The sequence below is a fragment of the Actinoplanes sp. NPDC051537 genome (genome assembly GCF_055586105.1).
This window is the reverse complement of record NZ_JBVJIU010000014.1, coordinates 236,006-258,237: the sequence shown is the minus strand read 5'-3', so window position 1 is coordinate 258,237 and position 22,232 is coordinate 236,006. Positions and strand designations below refer to the sequence as shown.

Here is a 22,232-nt window from a genome sequence, read left to right as displayed (position 1 = left end):
CGGGTGGAGCGGGGTAGAACGGAGGGGTGCGCAGGTCGATCGGGCCGGATGTCCGGGCCGCGGCCCGGGTCCGCCGGGTCGACGCCGCCTGGGCGTTCGCGCTGCGCGCCGGGCTCGCGGTGGCGATCCCGCTGGTCCTGCTCGTCGCCCTGGACCGGCCGTCGTGGGCCGGGGTCGCCACGTTCGGCGCGTTCACCGCCCTCTATGCCCGCGACGAGCCCTACCGCCGGCGCGCCCGGGTCCTGACCGCCGCCGCGGCCGGCCTGGTCGCCTGCGTCGGCATCGGCACGCTGGCCGACGGGCACGAGGTCGCCACGATCGCGTCGGTCGCGGCCGTCGGCGGCCTCGCCACCCTGCTGTGCGGCCGCTTCCGGGTCGGCCCGCCGGGCGGCCTGATGTTCGCCTTCGCCACGGCCGTCACCGCCGCGATCCCCGCACCCGATCTGCCGAGAAATATCGTGCTGAGCGCGGCCGCCGCCGCGCTCGCCTGGCTGATCGCGATGACGGGCGTGCTCGTGGACCGCGACGCTCCGATGAGACTGGCCGTGAGCCGCGCCCTCCGCGCCTCGGCCGCTCTCGTGGACGCCCCCGACGGCCCGCCCGGCATCCAGGCCCGCTACCAGGCCGCCCTCGCGGTCGAGAAGGCGTGGCGCGCCGTCCCGCCCGACCGCCACGTCGAGGCCCTCCTGGTCGCCCACGCCGAGACCGAGCTGAGCGGCCTCCACGGCCACGACCCCGCGGCCGCCGCCCAGCTGCGCGCCCTGGCCGACGCGGCCACCCGCCGCGGCCGGGCCCCGGCCCCACCGGCCGACGGCGGCGAGGACGCCGAGGTGCTCGGCCGCCGCCTGGCCACCCTCCTGCTCAGGGAGCCCGCACGCCGGCCGCCCGGCCCGCTGTGGCCGGCCGCCGCCCGGGTCGCCGCCGGCACCCTGGCCGCGGGGGCCGCCGCCGGCGTTCTGGCCCACGGCACCGGGCTGGGCCATCCCTATTGGGCGGCGCTCTCGGCGGTGGCCGTGCTCCAGGCCGACTCGCTGCGCCTGACGTTCCAGAAGGCCATCCAGCGCGCCGCCGGCACGACGGCCGGCCTGTTCCTGGCCGCGGCCGCGGTCGCCCTCCCCGGCGACAAGTGGACGCTGGTCGCCTCGATCGCGGTCGCCCAGGTCTGCGCCGAGCTGCTGGTGGTGCGCAACTACGGCCTCGCGATGCTGGCGATCACCCCGCTCGCGCTGCTGGTCGGCGAGCTCGGCCGCGCGACACCGCCGGCCGGCCTGGTCGGCGACCGGCTGGTGCAGACCCTGCTCGGCTGCGGGCTCGGCCTGGCCGCCGCCGCCCTGGTGCGCAACCGGGCGGCCGCCCGGCATCTCGACGGCGCGATCAACGAGGTGGCGGCGGCCACGGCGGAGCTGCGGCGCGGGCACGGCGAGGGACCCCGGCTCGCGGGCCTGCTGCTGAAGCTGCGGGAGGCGTACGCGGTGGCCAGTGGCGAGCCCGGCCTGGCGCCCGACGCTACGGAGCGGGTGTTGCGGGCCGAACGTGCGGCTCGCCAGGCCCTGGTCGACCGCCACTGAGCGGCGCCAGCCCCTGCCGCACCGCGTCCGCCACCTGGTTGAGCAGCGTCACCAGCGCGTCGACCCGCTTGCGCCCGAGGACGGCGGCGTTGACCGGCCAGTGGAAGACCGGCGGCCGCCCGCCATATCCCGGCGGCGGGTCCCGGCGCAGCTCGATCACCGTGCGCTCGGTGCGGAAATGAAGATCGAACATTTGCACGTACGCGATGACGAACTCCGGCGGCGGACCGGTGTGCCCCGCGGGCCGGCCCTTGATGTGCAGGGCGCTGCTGCTGAAGCCGACCACCGCGCTGTCGAACAGGCCGGCGTAGACCGTCAGATGCCACAGCGGCCACTCACCCGGGGCCAGCGACAGCTCCTTCCGCCAGTCGTCGGCGTCGCCCAGCACCGTGCCCGGCAGCCCCGGCCCATCCCCCAGCCGGCGGTGCAGCTCGTCGATCGCGGCCGCGCTCGCCAGCTCGGTCGCGTCGGCCGACCAGCCGTTCCAGAGGGCGGCCGTGCGCGGGAACCCGACCAGCGCCTGGGCGACCTCGAAGCGCCGCGCGTGGCGGGTGCTGTCGAGACGCACGGCGCGGATCACCCGCCGGGCGACCGAGGTGTGCCCGTTCTCGTTCAGGTCGCGTACCAGCTCGGCGATCGCCACCGGCGAGTGCCGGCGCAGGAAGAGCCGCAGGTACGCGTCGACGAGGTCGGGCTGCCACCCGTCGGCGCCCGGCGGGGGCGGCGCCGTCGCCAGCAGCCGGATCCAGCCGACGCCGTCCTCGGGGCGGATCACCAGCCGGTCGAGCACGGCGTCGACGTGGCGGCCCTGCCGCTGGGCGTGCAGCCGGCCGAGCACGGTCGTCAGGATCTCCGGCGGCTCGGTGAGCAGCTGGTCGGCCAGCACGGCGGAGTCGACCGAGGTGCCGACGATCAGGCACATGGCCGGCTCGGGCGAGCCCGCGATCACGTCGATGGCCAGCTTGGCCCGCTCGAACGGGTCGGCCGCCGGCAGCTGGGCGGCCTTGGTGAGGGCCTCGGCGAGGATCCGCCCGCTCGTCCGCTGCCCGGCCCGCACCGCCTCGAGCATGGCCGCGAGGATCGCCCCCGGCGGCGACGCGGCGAGCCGGCGGGCGAGGTAGCGCACCGGCTCGCGCCGTTCGAGGTGGACGAGGACCTGACCGGTCAGCGACCAGCCGCCGGCCAGCACCGCGTCGAGCAGCGGCTCGACCGCCTCGACCCGGGTGTCCTGGAGGTGGGCGGCGAGCCGGGCGATCTCGTCCGGGCCGCGGCGGGCCGCGGCCTCGACGACCCGGCGGATGTCGAGCGGGCGCCCGGCGTCGGCGAGCGCGCCCAGCGTGCCGATCGTCTCGCCGATCGGCCGGGTCGCCGCCGCCCGGGCGAGCAGGTCGCCGGCCTCGTCGTCGCGGCCGGCCCGCCACAGCTCGCCGGCCATGCCGAGCAGCGCCTCGGCGGTCAGGGTCGCGGCGGCCCCCGCGATGATCGCGGCGACCGCCCCGGGCAGCTCGGCCCTCGGGTCCGAGCCCGAGCCGGTGGGCGACGCGCCAGGACGCGACGATCCCGCGGGCGAGGCGCCGGAGAACGACGAGCCCGCGGAGGACGCGCCGGAGAACGACGAGCCCCCGGGCGACGCGCCGGAGAACGACGAGCCCCCGGGCGACGCGCCGGAGAACGACGAGCCCGCCGGCGACGCGCCGGAGAGCGACGCGGACTCGGTCGCGCGCAGCAGCGCGAGGAACCCGGCCGCGTCGCGGCAGGCGGCGACGGCCCGGCCGATCAGCCGCCGGGCCTGGTCGTGCCGGCCGGCCTCGTGCAGGGCGACGGCGAGCGCCACCACGTCGGCGGCGGGGCGTGCGGCGAGGACCTCCTCGGCCGGCTGGTAGACGCGGAACGCCGCCTCCTCGCGGCCGGCGTCGCGCAGCACGTCGCCCAGCGCGGCCGCGTCGGCGGGCGGGATGCGCCCGGCCGTGCGCTCGAGCAGCGCGTCGAGCACCCCGCCGTTCAGGGCCGGGGCCGTGGAGATCGCGGCGACCAGGGCGACCATCGCCTCGGGGCGGCCGAACCGCGCGTCGACCGCGGCGTCGAGCAGGGGGTCGCGCTGGTCGGGGACGAGCAGGGCGGCGACCGGCACCGGCTCGCGGGCGGCCACCGCGCGACGGGCCCGGTCGAGCACGCGCGGGCGGTGCAGCCGGATGAGGACCCCGACGAGGGCGGCGATCTCGGCGGCGGGACGGCCCGCGGCCGCGGCCAGCACCCGGTCGGCGTCGGCCATGGCGTCGCCCGCGTCCAGGGCCTCGACGATGCCGACGACCTCCTGCGGTGCGCGGCCGGCGCCGACGGCGTCGAGCAACGCCTCGGCCGCCCGCGCGCCGCCGGACTCGCGCATCTCGCGGACGCGGCCGAGCACGGCGGCCGGAGCGAGCCACGGCGTGGGCGGCGCCTGGGGCGGCGCCGGACGCGGGACGGACCGCGCGGACGTCGCGGGGGCCGGCAGCGTGGCGCGGTTGCGGGTCAGCACGATCCGGTGGCCGCGGTTGCCGGCGCGCTGCACGGGCAGCGGGTGGCCGGCGCCCTGGAGGTCTTCCCGCAGCCGCCAGTAGACGTCCTCGGTGCCGAGCAGGTCGGGCCCGCCCGGGATGCCGTCGGCCAGCAGGCGTACGAGCGCTCCGGTGAAGGCCGTGTATCGCGCGCCCGGCGGCGCCACCGCGAGGCTGAGCTCGCCGCAGGCGGTCAGCAGGTAAGTGCCCTCGACCACGGTCTGCGCCGCGAAATCGCCCATCGTCGCGTGCCCGCTGTAGCAGCAGTCGAGAATGACCACCTTGGACGGGCAGCGGCTCTCCCGCACCGCCCGGCGGATGCGGTCGTAGTCGATGGCCCGCACGATCGGCGCCGACTCGGCCCGGCCCAGCGCCAGGAACAGCCGGCCCGAGTCGAGGTCGAGCAGCCCGTGCCCGGCGAAGTAGAAGATCAGCGTGTCGGACGCCTCGCGCGCCGCGGTCAGCAGCGCCTCCTCGACCTCGTCGGTGCTCTCGGCGTCGGTCAGCGTCACGCAGTTGCCGGCCGGGAGCCCCCAGAGCCCGTCGTCGGCGAGCAGCTCCCGCAGCCGGGCCACGTTGTTGGGGACGGCCGGCAGGGGACTCAGATGCTCGTACGCCGCCGGCCCGACCAGGACGGCCCGGGACCGCCGCGGGTCCGGCAGGCCGGCGTCACTGGTCATCGATGGCCCGCAGCGCCTTCTCCAGCGCGGCCAGGCTCTCCGGCGAGTCGTCGGGCACCGTGATCTTCACGCCGCCGACCTCGAACGTGATCGGCGGCTTGGCCGGGCGGGTGCCGAGCCACGCGCGCAGCGAGACCAGGAAGCTGCCGAGCGCGATCGTGTTGCTGAGCACGATGTTGACGATCTCGGCGGCCCCCTGGTGCGCGGGGCTCGGCACGGCCACGACCTCGAGCTCCGGCGCGCGCCGCAGCCAGTCGTGAAGGGACTGGAGCGCGGGGAGGCTCTGCTGATCAGCGACGGCGGCGGTGACCCTCATGCAAGGGATTGAAGCATGTCGCGGCGATCGGCGCGGACCGGCGTTCAGCCCGCGAGCCCCGCCTTCACGCCGCGGGTCACGTCGTCGGCGAGGATCTCGGGGAGGCCCTGCGCGACGCCGTCGAGGGCGAGCGCGGCCACGATCGCGGGGTCGGTCTTCTGGTCGGCCGGGATGCTCGCGGCCATGTCGGTGTCCATGTAACCGACGTGCAGGCCGGCGACCGCGATGCCGCGCGGGGCGAGCTCCTCGCGTACGGCGTTGGTGAGCGCCCAGCCGGCGGCCTTCGCCGCGCTGTACGCCCCGCCGCCCGCCGGATGCCACCAGGACAGCACCGACAGCACGTTGAGGATCGCGCCGCCGCCGTTGGCCTCGATCACCGGGGCGAACGCGCGGGTGACGGCGAGCGTGCCGAAGTAGTGGGTCTCCATCTCGGCCCGGATCAGGTCGAGGTCGCCGCCGACGAGAGTCTGGTGGAGGCTCGTGCCGGCGTTGTTGACCAGCAGCGTCACATCGGTGGCGAGCTTGGCCGCCCGCTCGATGTCGCCGGGATCGGTGATGTCGATGCGCAGCGGGATGGCGCCGGGCAGGTCGACGGACTGCGGGTCGCGGGCGGCGGCGTACACCTTGGCGCCGCGCTCGATCAGCTGGGCGGCGAAGTGGCGGCCGAGGCCGCGGTTGGCGCCGGTGACGAGGGCTACGGAGTTCGTGAGGTCCATGCGGATTAGATTACGACTGTCATCTAACGGTGGCAACGTAATAGATGACACACGCCATCTATAGCTATAGTCGAAGCATGGGACGGGTATCGCAGGCGCAGGCGCAGGAGAACCGGAAGCGGGTCGTCGAGACGGCGTCCCGGCTGTTTCGCGAGCGCGGCGTGGACGGGGTCAGCGTGGCCGACGTGATGGGCGAGGCGGGCCTGACGCACGGCGGTTTCTACAAGCAGTTCGCCTCCAAGGAGGCGCTGGTGGCGGAGGCGGTCGGGCAGGCGTTCGACGATCTCTCCGACAACCTGGCCACGGCGGACCACGACGATTTCGTACGGGGTTACCTCTCCCCCGAGCATCGCGACCGGCCCGGTGACGGCTGCCCGGCGGTCGGGTTCGGCGGCGACCTCGCGCGCCGGCACGAGGCGGGCGCCGTCGAGGCGTACGCCCAGGGAATTGCTCTTTATGCCCGCGAGCTGGGGAGCCTCACCGATGTCGCCACGCTGGTCGGCGCGCTGGTTCTCGCCCGCGCGACCGCGGGCACCGAGATCTCCGATCGCATCCTGGCCGAGGCCCGGGAGCGGTTGATCAGCGAGGCGTGAACTGCCGCTCGAGGATGCGCAGGGCGTCCTCGACCTTGCTGAAGTCGGCCGGATCGAAACCGTTCGCGCCGCCCGGGGGCGCGACCGCGAGCACGACGCCGACCATGGCCCCGGCGACCACCCGGCTGGTCATGTCGTCGGCCGGCTTGCCCTCCCGCTGGGCCAGCGCCGCGGCCAGCATGTCGACCGCCGAGATCGTCTGGCTCATCGCGCGGACCCGCAGCTCGGGGACGCTTTGATAGATCCGCTGGCGGCGGCGCTCGCTCTCCCACTCCTCGGGGCTGAGCTGGAGGAAGACGTCGCGCATGCTGTTGAGCAGGGCCCGCACCGGCGACGTGCCGGGCGGCTGGGCGAGAATCGACTCGACGATCACCGGGTCGTAGTCGTCGGTGAGGATCACGTCTTCCTTGGTCGGGAAGTAGCGGAAGAACGTGCTCTGCGAGACCTCGGCCGCCTCCGCGATCTGGTCCACGGTGGTCGCCGCGTACCCCTGCTCCTCGAACAGGCGCATCGCGTGATCGCGGATGGCGGCCCGGGTCTTCGCCTTCTTGCGCTCGCGCAGGCCGGCGGGCAGGGACGACGTCATAGTCCCGATTCTGCCAGCACCAGCCGTTCACCTTCCACCGGAGCGACGGCGGCCCGGCTCGGCAGCAGGACCAGCGCGAGCACCGCCCCGATCGCCGCCACCGCCGCCGCCACCAGCAGCGACGTGGTCATGCCGTGGGTGAACGCGTGCTGCGCCGCGCCGGCCAGGCCGGGATCGCCGAGCCGGGTCGCGACCGCCGCGCTCTCCCGGGCCGCGGCCGGGGCGTCCGCCGGCAGGTCGTCGCGGTAGGCGCCGTTGAGCACCGTGCCCAGCACCGCGACGCCGATCGCGCCGCCGACCTGCCGCATCGCCTGGAGCAGCCCGTTGCCGACGCCGCTGCGCTCGGGGGTGAGCGCGCCGAGGGCCGCGTCCATCGACGGCGGCAGTGTGCAGCCGAGCCCGATGCCGGCCACCGTGATCCAGGCCGCGACGAAGCCGTAGGAACTGGTCACGTGGGTGAACGCGCCGGCGACCATCGCCGCCGTCATCAGCGCGAGCCCGGCCGCGATCACCGGCCGGGCGCCGACGCGGGCGGCGACCTTCTCGGCCACCCGGGCGCCGATCAGCAGGCCGCCGATCACCGGGAGCAGGCGCAGGCCGGAGCCGAACGCGTCCTGGCCGCCGACGATCGAGAAGAACTGCGGCAGCGCGAAGAGCAGGCCGAGCATGCCGAAGCTGGCGAGGGTGGCGAGCACCGCGCCGCCGGTGAAGGCACGGGACCGGAACAGCGCCAGATCGACCAGCGGCGCTGTGCTTCGCTTCTGCCAGAGGACGAAGGCGCCGAGCAGAATCACCCCGGCGACCACGGTGAGCAGCGAGCGGGGGTCACCCCAGCCGCGTTCCCCGGCCTCGATGATCCCGTACGTGAGGGCGACCAGCCCGCCCGCCGACAGCACCACGCCGAGCGGGTCGAAACGGCGGCCGCGTTCGCCGTGCGACTCGGGCACCCAGAGCGTGACCGCCACCAGCGCGATCGCCACCAGCGGCACGTTGATCAGGAAGACCGAGCCCCACCAGAAGTTGTCGAGCAGCCAGCCGCCCAGCAGCGGGCCGAGCGGGATGCCGAGCGCGCTCGCGGTGAGCCAGACGGTCAGTGCCTTCGACCGTTCCTTGTTGTCGAAGAGCACGGTGAGCACGGCGCCGGACAGCGGCATCAGCACCGCGGCGCCGAGGCCGAGGGCGGTGCGGGCGGCGATCAGCTGGCCGGTGGTGGCCGACCAGGCGCAGGCGGCCGAGGCGGCGCCGAACACGACCAGGGCGCCGAGCAGCAGCTTCTTGCGGCCGAAGCGGTCGCCGAGCATGCCGGCCGGCAGCAGCACGGCGGCCAGGACCAGCAGGTAGGAGTTCGTGAACCACTGGAGGTCGCCGGTCGAGGCGTGCAGGTCCCGGCTGAGCGTCGGCAGGGCGACGCTGAGGACGGTGGTGTCCAGCCCGATGGCCAGCGTGCTCAGGGCCAGGGCGGCCAACGCGTACCAGCGTGATTTGGAAGTAGCCATGTTTTGACAGTAGCTGTCACTTAGGAGTCGCTGTCAAGTCCTAGGATGGCAATGTGATGGAGTTCTGCGCGCAGCTCGGGCTGCCGGGGTTGTTCGACGTGCACACCCATTTCCTGCCGCCGCGGATGGAGCGCCGGGTGTGGGCGCACTTCGACGCGGCCGGGCCGCTGCTCGGCCGGCCGTGGCCGATCCGCTATCGCCTGCCGGTCCCGGAGCGGCTCGCCCTACTGGACAAATGGGGTGTACGGCATTTCTCGTCGCTCGCTTACGCCCACAAACCGGACATGGCCGCCTCGCTGAACGAATGGACGCTCGACTTCGCGTCCCGTACGCCCGGCTGCCTCCGGAGCGCGACGTTCTTCCCCGAGCCCGGGGTGCTCGACTACACGCGGGCGGCGCTCGACCGGGGCGCACAGATCTTCAAGCTGCATCTGCAGGTGGGCGGCTTCGACCCGCGGTCGCCTCTGTTGTCCGACGCCTGGGGCCTGCTGTCCGAGGCCGGGACCCCGATCGTCGTGCACGCCGGCTCCGGGCCGGTGGCCAGCGGATTCACCGGGCCGGGCCCGATCGGCGAGGTGCTGGCGCGGCACCCGCGGCTGTCGCTGATCATCGCCCACGCCGGCGCGCCCGAATACGCCGGCTTCTTCGACCTCGCGGCCGGCCATCCGAACGTGCGGATCGACACGACGATGGCGTTCACCGACTTCTTCGAGGAGATGGCGCCCTTCCCCCGGGACCTGCTGCCCCGGCTGCACGATCTCGGGCTGGGCGGGAAGGTTCTGCTCGGGAGCGATTTCCCGGCCATCCCGTACGCCTACGAGCATCAGCTGGAAGCCCTGGCCCGTCTGTCGCTCGGCGAGGAATGGCTGCGCATGGTGTGCTGGGAGAGCGCTTGTGATCTGTTCGGTATGCCGCCGCGCGGGTGAAGGTCCGCGAAGGACGTGCGCCGACGTGACACGATCATGTAAGGCACGCCCGGGCCGCGGAAGGGGACCGGCATGAAGAAGGTAGTCGGCTGGATCCTGCTCATCCTCCTCATCTTCTACATAGGCACCCAACCAGGGCCGGCGGCGGACATCGCGCGGAGCCTCTGGGACGGGATCATGAACGCGTTCCGTGGCATCGGCACGTTCTTCCACGATCTCGCCACGTGACCCATGTCCTCTGCGCCGGCCTGGTCACGGTCGACCTGGTCTACCGGGTGTCCCGGATTCCCGGCGTGGACGAGAAGGCACAGGCGCTGGGGGTGGAGATCGCGGCGGGCGGCCCGGCGGCCAACGCGGCGATCACGGCGGCCGCGCTGGGCGCGACCGTCACGTTGGTCACGGCCGTGGGCGCGCATCCGCTGGCGTCGCTGATCCTCGCTGACCTCGCCACCCACCACGTCGAAGTGATCGACGCGGCCGAGGGGTCGGGCGCGCCACCGCCCGTCTCGGCCATCACCGTCCTGGAGTCGACCGGCCAGCGCACGATCGTCAGCCGCAACGCCGGCGACCAGGTCGTCTCGGTCCCCGGCCTCCCCGACGCCGACCTGACGTTGGTCGACGGCCACCATCCGCTCCTGGCGCTGGCGGCCGCCCGCAGCGCCCGCCGCCTGCTCGTCGACGCCGGCACCTGGCGGCCGGTCTTCGCGTCCGTGCTGCCCTGTGCGGAGGTCGTCGCCGCGTCTTCCGCCTTTCGCCACCCTTCGGAGTCCGCCCCCACCGACGCCGCCCTGGCCGCCGCGATCGGCGCGCCTCACGTCGTGGTGACGCACGGCCCCGATCCCGTGCGCTGGTTCAGCGGCTCGCGGTCGGGTGCCGTCCCCGTCCCGCCGGTCGAGGCCGTCGACACGTCCGGCGCCGGCGACGCCTTCCACGGCGCGCTCGCGGTCGCCCTGGCCGACGCCGACCTCCCCCGGCCCGCCGGCGCGCTCCCTCACTCCGGCAAATCCGACTTGTCGGATGCCATCGCCTTTGCCGTTCGGGTGGCCGGCATTCGTGTCTCGCACGCCGGGCCGCGAGCGTGGCTCGCGGCCCTTCCCTGATCGCTCAGACCGTGCGGGCCAGGCGGTCGGCCAGAAGCTTGGCGAACCGCGCCGGGTCCTCCAGGTCGCCGCCCTCGGCCAGCAGCGCCGTGCCGTACAGCAGCTCCGCCGTCTCCGGAAGCGCCGCGTCGTCCGCTGCTCGCTCGTGGGCCGCGCGCAGGCCGCTGACCAGCGGGTGGTTCGGGTTCAGCTCGAGGATCCGCTTCACCCGCGGGCCCTCCTGGCCCATCGCCCGGTACATCTTCTCCAGCGTCGGCGTGATGTCGTCGGTGTCGCTGACCAGGCAGGCCGCCGAGGTGGTCAGGCGGTGCGACAGCCGGACCTCCTTGACGTTCTCGTCGAGCTTCTCCTTGAGGAAGCCGAGCAGCGGCGCGAAGTCGCCCTCGGGCTCCGGCTCGTCGGCGTCCTTCGGCAGGTCGACGGTGCCGCGGGCGATCGACTGGAGCTTCTTGCCGTCGTAGTCGGGCACGGCCTCGACCCAGATCTCGTCGACCGGGTCGGTGAGGATCAGCACCTCGTAGCCCTGGGCCTCGAACGCCTCCATGTGCGGCGAGTTCTCGACCTGCGACCGCGACTCGCCGGTCAGGTAGTAGATCTCCTCCTGACCTTCCTTCATCCGCTCGATGTAGGCGGCCAGCGTCGTCGGCTCGTCCTTCGAGAAGGTCGACGAGAAGGTCGACACGTCGAGGATGGCCTTCTGGTTGTCGGGGTCGTTGAGCAGACCCTCCTTGAGCGCCCGCCCGAACTCGCGCCAGAACGTCGCGTACGCCTCGGGCTTGTTGGTGAGAAGGTCCTTGATCGTCGAAAGGACCTTCTTCACGAGACGCCGGCGGATCATCTGGATGTGCCGGTCCTGCTGGAGGATCTCGCGGGAGATGTTCAGCGAGAGATCGGCCGCGTCCACCACGCCCTTGACGAAGCGCAGGTAGTCGGGGATCAGCTCCTTGCTGTCGTCCATGATGAACACGCGCTTGACGTACAGCTGAAGGCCGCGGCGCGCGTCCCGCTGGAACAGGTCGTGGGGCGCCCGGCTCGGCAGGAACAGCAGAGCCTCGTACTCGAAGGTGCCCTCCGCCTTCATGTTGATGATCTCGAGCGGATCGCTCCAGTCGTGGCTGATGTGCTTGTAGAACTGGTGGTACTCGTCGTCCGAGACCTCGGATCGCGGGCGCGCCCAGAGCGCCTTCATCGAGTTGAGGGTCTCGTCCCCCATCTTGATCGGGAACGAGATGAAGTCGGAGTACCGCTTGACGATCTCCTTGATCTTCCACTCGTCGGCGTAGTCGAAGAGGGCGTCCTCCTCGTCCTTCGGCCGCAGGTGGACCGTCACGCTGGTGCCGACCGGCGCGTCCGGGGCGTCGCCGATGGTGAACGTGCCCTCGCCCGCCGACTCCCAGATCGTGCCGTGGCCCTCGGTGCCGGCCTTGCGCGTCACGAGGGTGACCTTGTCGGCGACCATGAACGTCGAGTAGAAGCCGACGCCGAACTGGCCGATCAGCTCCGGCGCCTCCTTGGCCTCCTTCAGCTTGGTCAGCAGCTCGGCCGTGCCGGACTTGGCGATCGTGCCGATCAGCTCGACGACCTCTTCGTGCGTCATGCCGATGCCGTTGTCACGGATGGTGAGCGTGCGGGCCTCGCTGTCGGCCGCGATCTCGATGTGCAGGTCGGCGGTGTCCGCCTCGAGCCCGTCCTGGAGCGTGGCAAGCCGCAGCTTGTCCAGCGCATCCGAGGCGTTCGAGATCAGCTCCCGCAGGAAGATGTCCTTGTTCGAATAGATCGAATGGACCATCAGTTGCAGCAACTGCCGAGCCTCGGCCTGAAACTCCAGCGTCTCCATTCCGGAACTCCCCAAGTGGTCGCGGACAGGCGTACCGCCAGATCGTATGACCCCACGGTGACGGCCCGGCCACCCCCGTCACCCCGTCACCCGTTCTGGCTGGTCAGACCGTCATCGCCGCCGGCGCCGCGCCGACCTCCGGGCGCGCCTCGCGGTCCCGCACGCGCCGGGCCTCGAGGGCGAGCAGCACCACCGCCGCCAGCGCGAACACCACGTGGCTGGCCACCCGCAACGCGGCCGAGGCGCCGACCACCGGGTACATCGTGAAGCTGTGCCACGCGTACGTCAGCAGGGCTCCGCCGGCCAGCGCCAGCCGATGCCGTCCGTCCCAGCCCGGCCGATCAGACCAGCGCCACACGGCCACGATCGTCCCCGCGAACGCCGCCAGCACGGTGACCACCGCGACGGAGGCCGGCAGCGGATCCACGGCCATCAGCAGAGCCCCCACCGCGAGCGCGACGACACCCACGATCCAGGCCGCCGGCGCCCGCTTGCCGCTCACGTCCGCGGCCCGGTTCTTCGGCACCAGGAACGCCCCCGCGATCAGGGCGCCCGCGACGACGGCGGCGCTGGTGAGCTGCGCGGGCGAGGCCATGAAGTGACCGTCGCTGTAGGAGATCGCGAACGTGCCCACCGCCCCGATCAGCGCGAGCACGCTAGTCACGATGAGCCCCGGAACCTTCAGCCAGGGCACGGTCCGCCGCGTGGTCCATTCCTCGACGAGCGCGATCGGCGTGCTGATGCTCCAGATGGTGTGGATGGCCAGGACGAACAGCGTCCAGGAGACCGAGATGCCGAGCGCCGGGACGAACCCGTGGGCCAGCAGATCCTGGTCGAGGTAGTGCTGATTGAACAGCGACTGCGTCTCGAGCCCCTCCTCGATCACCCCATAGGCGAGCGCGAGCAGAAGCATGGTCGGCCAGCCGCGCCCCGTACGCCGGGCAATCTCGCGGATGAGCACGGCGGCACCCCCGTAGGCGGGTGCCAGCAGAATGAGGAACGGCAGCTGGGCGAGCGTGAAGTCGCCCAGCAGAAACTCGGCCACCAGGGGCGAGACAAAGAAGAGCGCTATCGCGGGCGCCACCCGACGCATGGACATATTCCGATGCTCGCCCTGAGCAGCGCCAATCATCCGGGCCGTATGTCACGGGTCCCCGGTGACATCCAACCGAGCCTTACGGCTGCGCTCGACCACAGTTCACCGCGCCCTCACCGCGCCCGCGCCTCCACCGCGCGCGCCGCACCTCGCACCAATGCCCGCAGCCGCCGCCGGCCGCGTCCGCCAACCGCCCAGGTCGCTGCCGCCGTCAGCCGCAACCGCGCTCGCCGTCAGCCGCGCCCGCCGCCAACCGCGCTCGCCGCCGGCCGCGCTCCCGGGCCGCCGCGTGATTCATTCGGGCGGGGTGAGGCCTCTCGCGCGGCGGGGCGCGACGATCACGCCACCAATCTCGGGAGGTGGCGACGTGGGTTGCCTGTTCGCGTTGTTCGCGGGAGTCTTTCCGCGCCTGGGCCTGTTCATCATCTGGATCGCGCGGCCGGTCCTGGTCAACACCGCCTTCGACACGTGGATCGTGCCGTTGCTGGGCATCATCTTCCTGCCCTTCGCCACGCTGATCTATGTGGTCCTCTACGTCCCGGGCGTGGGCCTGACCGGCTGGGGCTGGTTCTGGGTCATCCTGGCCGGACTGCTGGACATCGGCCACTGGGTTGCGAGCGCCACCCAGCGACGGCAGATCCCCGGCTATCGCGGCGCCTGAGCCTCCTCTCCGCCGGCCACCGCGTCGTCGTCGGGAATCGGCGGCGGGCGGAAGCCGAGGAACGTCGTCACAGTCGAGATCAGGCTGTCTCCGAACTCGAACAGCAACAGGGCGAACGGCTCGAACGCGCCGCCGGGGCCGGTGGGGCGTTCCTGCCACAGGGCGAGACCGCCGTTCGCCGACTCGAAGACCAGGCGGGCGCCGTGGCACGAGCCGTCGGACGCGGCCATGACCGTGGCCACCGTGTCGCGGCCGCGGATCCACCACGTGAACGGGGGCATCGAGTTGATGACGTCTTCCTGCAGCAGGGCGACCAGGGCCGCCACGTCGTCGCGCTGGAAGGCATCGGCGTAGCGCTCGAGCAGGGACCGTTTCGCGGCGTCGGAGAGCGGGCTCGGGGGCGGCAGGTCGGCCTTGCGCAGGGCGGCCCGGGCTCGCTGGAGGGCGCTGGTCACGGACGGGACCGTCGTCTCGAGCAGGGCGGCGACCTCGTCGGCCGGCCAGCACAGCACGTCGCGCAGGATCAGGACGGCGCGCTGGCGGGGCGGGAGGTGCTGCAGGGCGGCCACGAAGGCCAGGCGAATGGTTTCGCGGCTCACGGCCACGTCGGCGGGGTCGGCCACCGAGCGGTCGAGGCCCATCGAGCGGTCGAGGATGGGGAGCACCCAGGTCGACTCGGGCAGCGGGACGCCCAGGTCGCCGCCGGGCGCGGCGGTGGAGGCGAAGTCGACGGCTCGGGCGCGGCGCTGGGCGGAGCGGAGCATGTCGAGACAGACATTCGTGGCGATCCGGTAGACCCACGTGCGCAAGGAACCGCGTACGGGATCGAAATCGCCCCCGTGCTTCCACGCACGCAGCAAGGTCTCCTGCGCGGCGTCCTCCGCTTCAAATGGTGAACCGAGCATGCGGTAAGCGAACCCGACGAGCTCGCCTCGCATGGCCGTGAGCTGTGCCTCCATGCCCGGGAAAGCTACTCGCCCGCTAAGCCAAATACATCAGACCAGGGTCTGACATACAAGACTTGATCTTGTACGCGATCACGAGCACCGTCGATCTCATGCAATGGACGATCGACGGCACCATCAAGCGGGCGCTCTGGATCGGCGGCGGCCAGTGGGCGGGGAAGACCACGGTCGCCGGGCTGCTGACCGACCGGTTCGGCCTCGTTCATTACCACTACGACTTCCACGACGCGCGCGGGCACGACGACCGCCGGCTCGCGGGGCGGGTGCGCCGGGGTGACGCCCTCGACCGGATCGAGCCGGACGCGGAGGAGGCCTGGATCCGGACCAGCCCGGCGGAGATGGCCGCGCGGGTGCTGCGGGGCTTTCCGGAACGGTTCGGGTGGGTGCTCGACGACCTCCGGGGGATCGTCACGCCGCACACGGTGATCGCCGACGGGTGGGGGCTGCGGCCGGAGTTCGTCGCCCGGGTGGCCGACCCGCGCCGGATGGTCGTGCTGGTGCCCACCGACGAGTGGCGACGGCGCCAGGCGCGGGCGATCCCCCGGGCCAGGCGGGTCGGGCACGCGGTCAGCGATCCGGAGCTGGCGGCCCGCAACCGGATCGAGCGCGATCGACTCATAGCGGCCGACGTCGTACTTAAGGCCAGGGCGGAAGGCGTTCGCATTATCGAGGTGGACGGCGTTCTTCCGGCCGAGGAAATTGCGGGCCTCGTGGCCGATTACTTCGCGCCGTTCCTGCCCTAACGTCACCGGCGTGAACCCCATCGCCATCCGAGCCGCCACCCAGGCCGACCATCCCCGGATCGTCGACCTGCTGACCCGCTCGTGGGGCGAGACGATCGTGGTGGGGCACGGGGTTCGGTACGACGCGGCCACCCTGCCCGCGTTGCTGGCCGAGAGGCGGGGGCGCCTGGCCGGGCTCCTGACGTACGACATCGGGGGTGAGGGTTTGGAGGTGGTCTCGGTCGACGCCGTGGTGCGCCAGGCCGGGGTGGGCACGGCCCTGATGGACGCGGCGGCGGAGCTCGCGTGGGCGCGGGGGCTCGACCGGTTGTGGCTGATCACGACCAACGACAACATCGACGCGCTGCGGTTCTACCAGCGCCGCGGGATGCGGATCGTGGGGGTCACGCCGGGCGGGGTGGACGCGTCGAGGCGGGTGAAGCCGTCGATTCCGCTGGTGGGCGACTACGGCATCGCGATTCATGACGAGATCACGCTGGAGCTCAGGAAGCCACCGTGATGCCGGGGGTGTCGTCCGGCGCGCTGAGAGGTGCGGGCGTGCTGGGGCGAGCGGGGATGCGCTCGTGCGGCACGGCGTGCGGGATGGGCATGCGGCTGCTAGCGGGCGCGCGGCACCCCTCGGGCGCGGCACCCCTCGGGCGCAGCGCCGGGCGGGCGCGGCGCTGGCGGGCACGGCGCTGGGCGGGCACGACGCTGGGCGGGCACGACGCTGGGCGGGCACGACGCTGGGCGGGCACGACGCTGGGCGGGCACGACGCTGGGCGGCGGGGCTTCAGGAGGCTGCTCTGAGGATGGCGTCGCTTATGGCGGACTGGTGGGGTGAGCGGCCGGGGCCGCCGGTGAGGCGGTTGGTCAAGTAGGCCACCACCAGGCCGCGGGTGGGGTCGGCCCAGGCTATGCAGGCGTTCGAGCCGTTGTGGCCGAAAGCCGTCGGGTCGCTGTGCCGGCCGATGTAGCGCTCCTCGTCCAGGCCGCCCAGCTGGAAGCCCTCCGACCAGCGGATCGGCACTCGGGTGAACCGGTCGCGCTCGCCATCGCTGGTGGGGACGGTCGCGGTTCGCCAGGTGCCGTCTTCGAGCAGCGACTGGTAGAAGCGCGCCAGGTCGCGGGCGGTGCTCGCGACGGTGGCGGCGGGGATGACGGCGTCGCGGACGGCGCGGCGGTTGAAGAGGGTCTGCGTGATCAGCGTGCCGCCGCGCAGGGGCACGCGGGAGCCGCCGAGGGTCGTGCGGGTCATGCCGCGCGGCTTGAAGACGGCGTTGCTGAACACGGTGGGTAGCGGTTCGCCGGTTACTCTCCGCACCACCTCGCCCAGGAGGAAACCGTGGCTGAGCACGTGATAGGCCGGCACTTGCCCGGGCTCGAAGTGCGGGCGGGCCCGCGCGAGCGCGCGGACCGAACGGTCCCAATCGGTTGCGCGGAGTGCGTCGGTTCCGAGGCTTTGCGCGTACGGGAGTCCGGAGCGATGCCGCAGCACCTGCCGGATGGTGATGGCGCTTTTGCCGTTCCCGGCGAAGTCGGGCCAATGGCGCGCGATCGGGTCGTCGAGCGTGAGCGCGCCCCGGGCGGCGAGGCCGTGCACCAGCATCGAGGTGAGCGGTTTGCCGGCCGAGAAAAGAAGAAACGGCGTGTCGCGGTCGACGCCCCAGGCGCGGTCGAGGACGATTCGGCCATCGCGCAGAATACAGATCTGGGCCGTCGCGCCGCGGTCCTCGATCAGGCGGACGACCGGGTCGAGATTCACTAAATCAGACTAGATGGGTCTCGATTCAGGCCGGTTACGCCCGATCCCTCTCAGTTAGCAGATCACGGTGTTTCGATCGCCGGAATGAGACAGAGCTGTTGCATTGACGGTTCTTTCGGTGTCTGATGCGTTCGATGCCTCCGCACGTGGGCGCATCGATTGGCGTTGTCGTGGGTGGGTGGCCGCCACTGCCTGCCCGCGACTGCGTCTCTGATTCGCGCGGCCGCGTCACCCCCGTGCGCGGCCGCGTCCCCGAACTTCGTGGGAGCCCCTCCGGCGGGCCGGCCGCTGCGACTCGGCGGAACGTGACGGCCGGCGACGGCGCGGGGTCGCGCAGCGTGACGGACCGCGGCGGGCACGGCCGGCAAGGAGGGGCGGCCGGGCTCAGGCCTCCAACTCGGCGGCGCGCGCCTCGAGGAAACGGCGCTCGGCGGTGTTCCCGGTCTGGGCGGCGGCTTCCGCGTATGCGGCGGCGGCCTCTTCGAAGCGGCCCAGGCGGCGCAGCAGGTCGGCTCGGACTGCCTGGCGGACGTGATGGGACTCCAGGCCGGGCAGGGCCTCGACTATCTCCAACGCCGGGGCGGGGCCCTCCACCTCGGCGAGCGCCACGGCTCGGTGCAACGCGATCACCGGTGTGGGGGTCAGGGCGGCCAGGTGGTCGTACAGGAGGAGGATTTGGGGCCAATCGGTGTCGATCGAGGAATCCGCATCGGCGTGGACCGCGTTGATTGCGGCCTGCAGCTGGTACGGGCCGGGGCGGTTGCGGCGCAGGCACGCGCGCAGGAGAGTTTGGCCCTCGGTTATCTGCGGGCGGTTCCAGAGCGTGCGGTCCTGGGCGGACAACAGGATCAGGTCGCCGGCGGGGGTCGCGCGGGCGGGGCGGCGCGCGTCGATCAGGAGCATCAGGGCCAGCAAGCCTCGGGCCTCGGGCTCGTCGGGCATCAGGGCCACCAGCGTGCGGGTCAGGCGGATCGCCTCGGTGGTCAGGTCGGTGCGGGTCAGGTGGTCGCCGGCCGAGGCGGCGTAGCCCTCGTTGAAGATCAGGTAGAGGACGGCGAGGACGGCGCCCAGGCGGGCGGGTAGGTCTTCGTCGCGCGGTATGCGGTACGGGATGCCGGCGTCGCGGATCTTGCCCTTGGCCCGGGAGATGCGCTGGGCCATGGTCGGCTCGGGGACCACGAAGGCGCGGGCGATCTCGGTCGTCGTGAGGCCGCCCAGCAGGCGCAGGGTGAGGGCGACCCGGGAGGCGGGCGCCAGGGCGGGGTGGCAGCAGGTGAAGATCAGCCGCAGCATGTCGTCCTCCTCGGGAGGCTCGGGCGGCTCGGGCGGCTCGGGCTCCGACGGCTGGGGACGGGACGCGGCCTCGCGCGTGGCGCGCTGGGACTCGCGGCGGACGTGGTCGATCGCCCGGTTGCGGGCCGTGGTGATGATCCAGCCGGCGGGGCTGGGCGGGATGCCGTCGGACGGCCAGCGGCGCACGGCCGCGACGAACGCGTCCTGGACCGCCTCCTCGGCGAGCTCGATGTCGCCGAAGTGGCGAGCCAGGACCGCGACGGCGCGGCCGTACTCCGTACGGAAAATGTCCTCGATGTCGCTCACGCGACCGGCCGGACCTCGATCGACAGGGGCGAGAGGATCGCCGACATCCGGCTGCCCCAGGAGAGCGCCTCGTCCAGGTCGGCCGCGTTGATCACGGTGAAGCCGCCCAGGTGCTCCTTGCCCTCGGTGAACGGGCCGTCCGTCAGCACCGCCTCACCGTCCGGCGAGCGGATCACGGTCGCGGTCGACGGCGGATGCAGGCCGGCCGCGAAGACCCAGGCACCGGCCGCCTTGAGCTCGTCGTTCAGCGCGCCGAGCTCCTTCATCATGGGCTCGAGGATCGACGGGGGCGGCGGGTCACCGTCCGGCTGGTAGACGCTGAGCAGATACTGCCTCATGAGATCTCCCTTCGTGTCTCACGGTCTACACGAACGCGGCACCCCGGTTCTCGACATCAACTGCTCAACAGGTTCGCGATGGCGGCGTGGTGGTGGTAATCCCGCGTCTCCTCGATCAGCCCATCCCGTACGCGCAGAACTTGAATGTTGGGAAGTTTGACGCCACGCACGTCGTAGTTCCACTCCGCCACGATGAGCGACGGGTCCGCGGTCTCGTAGACGCGCACGTCCTCGGGCCGCAACGTGATCCGCCCGGCAAGCTGCTCGAAGTGGTCCCTGATCTGCGTGCGGCCGTTCAGGCGTACCGGCCCGGGCATCATGAAGGGGATCTCCACGGATGCGTCCTCCGCGTACAGGAGATGCAGTTTTGTCCAGTCACCGCTGCCGATGCCGGCCGTGAGCTGCTCGAATACCTGCTTGGGTGTGCTCATCGGAACCCTCCGGTAAAATAGAAGTCTCCACTCCGCTTCCGAATATACGGAGTACGCACTCCGTTTACTACCCCGGGATTCCCATGACCCTGCGCGCCGACGCCCGCCGCAACCGCGCCCGCATCCTCGAGGCCGCCGAGCAGGTGCTGGTCGAGAAGGGCACGACCGTGTCCACCGAGGAGATCGCGCGCGCCGCCGGGGTCGGAATCGGAACCGTGTTCCGGCACTTCCCGACCAAGGAGGAGCTGCTCCAGGGGGTCTTCGTGGCGCGCCTGCACCGGCTCGCCGACGACGCGAACCGGCTGGCCGAGGGTCCCGATCCGGGCGCGGCGCTCGCGTCCTTCCTGCGGCAGGCGGCCGAGCAGGGCGAGGTCAAGAACGCGCTGGCGGGCCTGCTCACGTCGGCCGGCGTCGATGTCCAGCAGGCGGCGGCGGAGGTGCATGCCGAGGTGGCGGCGGCGCTGGGCGCACTGCTGCGCAGCGCCCAGGCGAGCGGCGCGGTGCGCGAGGAACTCGAGGTGGCCGATCTGATCGGTCTGCTTGCGGGCACTTCCAAGGCGATCGAGTACGCGCGGCAGGACGCGGCCGCCCGGGAGCGCATCCTCGCCGTCATCCTCGACGGCCTGCGCCCGCGAGGTGCGAGATGAGCCCGCACATCCACGTCGAGCGCAACCTGAACCGGCAGGCCGCCACCCGGAACATGCTGGCCTCGACGTTCGGCCTGATCGCGGACTCGCCCGCGTCGGTCGTCACCGGGTGTGGACTGGAGGTCGGGTACGCGATGACGTCGGCCCGCCCGGAGAGCGTGACCTGCCTCCCCTGCCGTGAGCACGCGGCGCGCTGGCATCGGGCGGCGGCCGCGGATGTGGACCGGCTCGGCCCCGGGGTGGGATTGACGAGCCGTGACCTGTACGCGGCGGTCCGGCACCACCTCGACCAGGCGCGCAAGTTCGGTTAGTGGACCTCGAATTCCTGCAGTGAGTAGCCGTACGCGCTGTTGCGCTTGGTGCCGTACATCCGCACGTAGCGCGCCGCGGTCGGCTCGAGGGGAACGTCGCGGGCGCCGTCGGTGCCGGACGTGGTGCGATAGACGGTGGTCCAGCGCTTGAGGTCGGTCGAGACGTCGACGCGGTAGTTGATCGCGTAGGCGTGCTCCCACCGGAGGCGGACGTCCCGGATCGCGTACGGGGCGCCGAGGTCGACCAGGAACCATTGCGGGTCGGTGAAGCCGCTGCTCCAGCGGGTGGTGAGGTTGCCGTCCACGGCCGCTTGGGCGGGGAAGCCCGGGCCTTCGAGGCTGGACGCTTCGACGTGTTTGTGCAGGGCGAGGTTGGCGCCGGTGGGGTTGGGGCGGCCGTTCGGGGTGGGGGTCGCGGTGCCGTTTGCGCCCGGTGCCGGGGCGGCCGATGCGGTTGAGGTCGGGGTCTCGGCGGGGATCGCGGGATTGGCCAGTCCCGTCTGCGGGGTCGTCTCGGGTTGCGTGGTCGGGGGTTCGGTTTGGTCTTGGGCACGGGCTTGGGTTTGGCCGGCGTGCTGGGGGCGGGCGATGTGGATCTCGCCAGTGCCGATGGCGGCGCCGATGAGGACGATCACGACGAGGACGGGGAGCAGCCAGAGAAGGCGGCGGCGCTTCCGTGGGTGGGGCGTCGGCGGGCTGACGGGATGTGGGTCGCCGCCGCCGCCGAACGCCGCCGGCCGCGCAGCCGAATCCGGCAATTGCCCCGCCCGCGGCGATGAGGCGAACACAGCGCGTAATGATGCGGCTCGCTCGGAGGCGGCCCGCTCGGAGGCGGTGCGCTGGTCAGGTACGTCAGCCGGATCGGTCGGCGCGCCTTCCACAATGTCTCCTCAGCAGCGTTTGGATGGGATGCGGGGGTAGCCTAGCGATCTTCATACATCGACGTTGCTGCGCGCCCCCGGCGGTCGGATATCGGTCAGGCCGGGGCCGATTTCGTCACGCTGCGTATTCTTGTCCGCTTCGGACTGATTGTTGCGTGCGCGGGCACGCTTGCCCGCGCGCGTGCCGGGGCGTCTCAGCGCGTCTTGGCGCGTCCCGGGGCCAACCTTCGACATCGGCGGCATCGGCGTGCTCCCGTCCAGACCAACCGAGGCTCCCACCAGCTCAGGTGGGTCCGGAACTCGCGAACATCGAAATCAGCCGATCGAGGCAACCCGGAAAGTGGGACCCGAACTCTCGAACAAAGCGCAGGTCACGGTAGGCAAACCCAGTAGCTTTAACCGTTGGCGGCAGGCGGCGAACAATCCGTAAAGTCCCGTGGGTGGTGCTAGCTGAGATCCGC

The 22,232-nt window shown here is 72.4% G+C and carries 23 protein-coding genes; 10 read left to right on the top strand and 13 right to left on the bottom strand.

From position 1 onward, the window contains the following. Positions 1 to 26: 26 nt before the first annotated feature. Entirely contained in the window at positions 27 to 1,568 is a 1,542-nt protein-coding gene (locus ACZ6TB_RS32300) for an FUSC family protein (protein ID WP_465560681.1), read from the top strand. On the opposite strand, the gene ACZ6TB_RS32295 is transcribed toward ACZ6TB_RS32300, so the two are convergent. From ACZ6TB_RS32295 to ACZ6TB_RS32285, 3 genes are read right to left on the bottom strand one after another with little or no spacing between them, the layout of a single operon-like run. Continuing rightward, a complete protein-coding gene (locus ACZ6TB_RS32295; protein WP_465560678.1) occupies positions 1,507 to 4,785 on the bottom strand; it encodes a caspase family protein in 3,279 nt (1,092 codons plus the stop codon). The two genes, ACZ6TB_RS32300 and ACZ6TB_RS32295, sit on opposite strands and share 62 nt — an antisense overlap. After that, the gene (locus tag ACZ6TB_RS32290; protein WP_465560675.1) at positions 4,775 to 5,101 is read right to left on the bottom strand and encodes an effector-associated constant component EACC1; all 327 of its coding nucleotides are present in this window, start codon (positions 5,099 to 5,101) and stop codon (positions 4,775 to 4,777) included. The genes ACZ6TB_RS32295 and ACZ6TB_RS32290 overlap by 11 nt, the downstream gene beginning before the upstream one ends. A gap of 44 nt (positions 5,102 to 5,145) precedes the next feature. Then, the gene (locus tag ACZ6TB_RS32285; protein ID WP_465560672.1) at positions 5,146 to 5,817 is read right to left on the bottom strand and encodes an SDR family oxidoreductase; all 672 of its coding nucleotides are present in this window, start codon (positions 5,815 to 5,817) and stop codon (positions 5,146 to 5,148) included. A 77-nt stretch (positions 5,818 to 5,894) separates the two neighbouring features. On the opposite strand from ACZ6TB_RS32285, the gene ACZ6TB_RS32280 reads away from it, so the two are divergent. Beyond that, complete coding sequence (locus ACZ6TB_RS32280; protein WP_465560670.1) at positions 5,895 to 6,410, top strand: TetR/AcrR family transcriptional regulator; 516 nt, start codon at positions 5,895 to 5,897, stop codon at positions 6,408 to 6,410. Here the strand turns inward: ACZ6TB_RS32280 and ACZ6TB_RS32275 are convergent. Further along, a complete protein-coding gene (locus tag ACZ6TB_RS32275) occupies positions 6,397 to 6,996 on the bottom strand; it encodes an acyl-CoA-like ligand-binding transcription factor (RefSeq protein WP_465560668.1) in 600 nt (199 codons plus the stop codon). The two genes, ACZ6TB_RS32280 and ACZ6TB_RS32275, sit on opposite strands and share 14 nt — an antisense overlap. Next, positions 6,993 to 8,492, bottom strand: coding sequence for a DHA2 family efflux MFS transporter permease subunit (locus ACZ6TB_RS32270; protein ID WP_465560666.1), 1,500 nt, complete (start codon positions 8,490 to 8,492; stop codon positions 6,993 to 6,995). Before ACZ6TB_RS32270 ends, ACZ6TB_RS32275 begins: the two co-directional genes overlap by 4 nt. Positions 8,493 to 8,548: 56 nt before the next feature. Between ACZ6TB_RS32270 and ACZ6TB_RS32265 the strand changes: the two genes are divergently transcribed. The 3 genes from ACZ6TB_RS32265 (at position 8,549) to ACZ6TB_RS32255 (ending at position 10,518) form a co-directional block, all read left to right on the top strand. Continuing rightward, positions 8,549 to 9,418: an amidohydrolase family protein gene (locus ACZ6TB_RS32265; RefSeq protein ID WP_465560796.1), complete on the top strand. Its 870-nt coding sequence runs from the start codon at positions 8,549 to 8,551 to the stop codon at positions 9,416 to 9,418. Positions 9,419 to 9,490: 72 nt separating this feature from the next. Then, entirely contained in the window at positions 9,491 to 9,646 is a 156-nt protein-coding gene (locus tag ACZ6TB_RS32260) for a hypothetical protein (RefSeq protein ID WP_465560664.1), read from the top strand. Continuing rightward, a complete protein-coding gene (locus ACZ6TB_RS32255; protein WP_465560662.1) occupies positions 9,643 to 10,518 on the top strand; it encodes a PfkB family carbohydrate kinase in 876 nt (291 codons plus the stop codon). Before ACZ6TB_RS32260 ends, ACZ6TB_RS32255 begins: the two co-directional genes overlap by 4 nt. 4 nt (positions 10,519 to 10,522) lie before the next feature. Here the strand turns inward: ACZ6TB_RS32255 and htpG are convergent, their stop codons facing one another. Together htpG and ACZ6TB_RS32245 are read right to left on the bottom strand one after the other, a co-directional pair. Further along, positions 10,523 to 12,355, bottom strand: a complete 1,833-nt coding sequence (gene htpG, locus ACZ6TB_RS32250; protein ID WP_465560660.1) for a molecular chaperone HtpG — start codon at positions 12,353 to 12,355, stop codon at positions 10,523 to 10,525. 103 nt (positions 12,356 to 12,458) lie between these two features. Further along, on the bottom strand, positions 12,459 to 13,454 hold the full coding sequence (locus ACZ6TB_RS32245) for a hypothetical protein (protein ID WP_465560658.1): 996 nt from the start codon (positions 13,452 to 13,454) through the stop codon (positions 12,459 to 12,461). Between the two features lie 364 nt (positions 13,455 to 13,818). On the opposite strand from ACZ6TB_RS32245, the gene ACZ6TB_RS32240 reads away from it, so the two are divergent. Then, complete coding sequence (locus ACZ6TB_RS32240) at positions 13,819 to 14,112, top strand: hypothetical protein (protein ID WP_465560657.1); 294 nt, start codon at positions 13,819 to 13,821, stop codon at positions 14,110 to 14,112. On the opposite strand, the gene ACZ6TB_RS32235 is transcribed toward ACZ6TB_RS32240, so the two are convergent. Continuing rightward, the gene (locus ACZ6TB_RS32235; protein ID WP_465560655.1) at positions 14,097 to 15,071 is read right to left on the bottom strand and encodes an RNA polymerase subunit sigma-70; all 975 of its coding nucleotides are present in this window, start codon (positions 15,069 to 15,071) and stop codon (positions 14,097 to 14,099) included. The genes ACZ6TB_RS32240 and ACZ6TB_RS32235 overlap by 16 nt on opposite strands. Before the next feature lie 98 nt (positions 15,072 to 15,169). Between ACZ6TB_RS32235 and ACZ6TB_RS32230 the strand changes: the two genes are divergently transcribed. Together ACZ6TB_RS32230 and ACZ6TB_RS32225 are read left to right on the top strand one after the other, a co-directional pair. Further along, positions 15,170 to 15,820, top strand: a complete 651-nt coding sequence (locus ACZ6TB_RS32230; RefSeq protein ID WP_465560653.1) for a hypothetical protein — start codon at positions 15,170 to 15,172, stop codon at positions 15,818 to 15,820. 10 nt (positions 15,821 to 15,830) lie between these two features. Then, complete coding sequence (locus ACZ6TB_RS32225; protein WP_465560651.1) at positions 15,831 to 16,319, top strand: GNAT family N-acetyltransferase; 489 nt, start codon at positions 15,831 to 15,833, stop codon at positions 16,317 to 16,319. 273 nt (positions 16,320 to 16,592) lie between these two features. On the opposite strand, the gene ACZ6TB_RS32220 is transcribed toward ACZ6TB_RS32225, so the two are convergent. From ACZ6TB_RS32220 to ACZ6TB_RS32205, 4 genes are all read right to left on the bottom strand, one after another. Beyond that, entirely contained in the window at positions 16,593 to 17,564 is a 972-nt protein-coding gene (locus tag ACZ6TB_RS32220; protein WP_465560649.1) for a serine hydrolase domain-containing protein, read from the bottom strand. Positions 17,565 to 17,948: 384 nt separating this feature from the next. Continuing rightward, on the bottom strand, positions 17,949 to 19,163 hold the full coding sequence (locus ACZ6TB_RS32215; protein ID WP_465560647.1) for an RNA polymerase sigma factor: 1,215 nt from the start codon (positions 19,161 to 19,163) through the stop codon (positions 17,949 to 17,951). Then, a complete protein-coding gene (locus ACZ6TB_RS32210; protein WP_465560645.1) occupies positions 19,160 to 19,501 on the bottom strand; it encodes a YciI family protein in 342 nt (113 codons plus the stop codon). The genes ACZ6TB_RS32215 and ACZ6TB_RS32210 overlap by 4 nt, the downstream gene beginning before the upstream one ends. A gap of 56 nt (positions 19,502 to 19,557) precedes the next feature. Beyond that, entirely contained in the window at positions 19,558 to 19,932 is a 375-nt protein-coding gene (locus tag ACZ6TB_RS32205; RefSeq protein WP_465560643.1) for a nuclear transport factor 2 family protein, read from the bottom strand. An 83-nt stretch (positions 19,933 to 20,015) separates the two neighbouring features. Here ACZ6TB_RS32205 and ACZ6TB_RS32200 point away from each other — a divergent pair, with 83 nt between their 5' ends. Then, positions 20,016 to 20,579: a TetR/AcrR family transcriptional regulator gene (locus ACZ6TB_RS32200; RefSeq protein WP_465560641.1), complete on the top strand. Its 564-nt coding sequence runs from the start codon at positions 20,016 to 20,018 to the stop codon at positions 20,577 to 20,579. Beyond that, positions 20,576 to 20,890 carry a hypothetical protein gene (locus ACZ6TB_RS32195; protein ID WP_465560639.1) on the top strand — a complete coding sequence of 105 codons (315 nt, stop codon included), beginning with the start codon at positions 20,576 to 20,578 and terminating at the stop codon, positions 20,888 to 20,890. Before ACZ6TB_RS32200 ends, ACZ6TB_RS32195 begins: the two co-directional genes overlap by 4 nt. Here ACZ6TB_RS32195 and ACZ6TB_RS32190 read toward each other — a convergent pair. Then, positions 20,887 to 21,525, bottom strand: a complete 639-nt coding sequence (locus tag ACZ6TB_RS32190) for a discoidin domain-containing protein (protein ID WP_465560637.1) — start codon at positions 21,523 to 21,525, stop codon at positions 20,887 to 20,889. The genes ACZ6TB_RS32195 and ACZ6TB_RS32190 overlap by 4 nt on opposite strands. Positions 21,526 to 22,232: the final 707 nt, after the last annotated feature.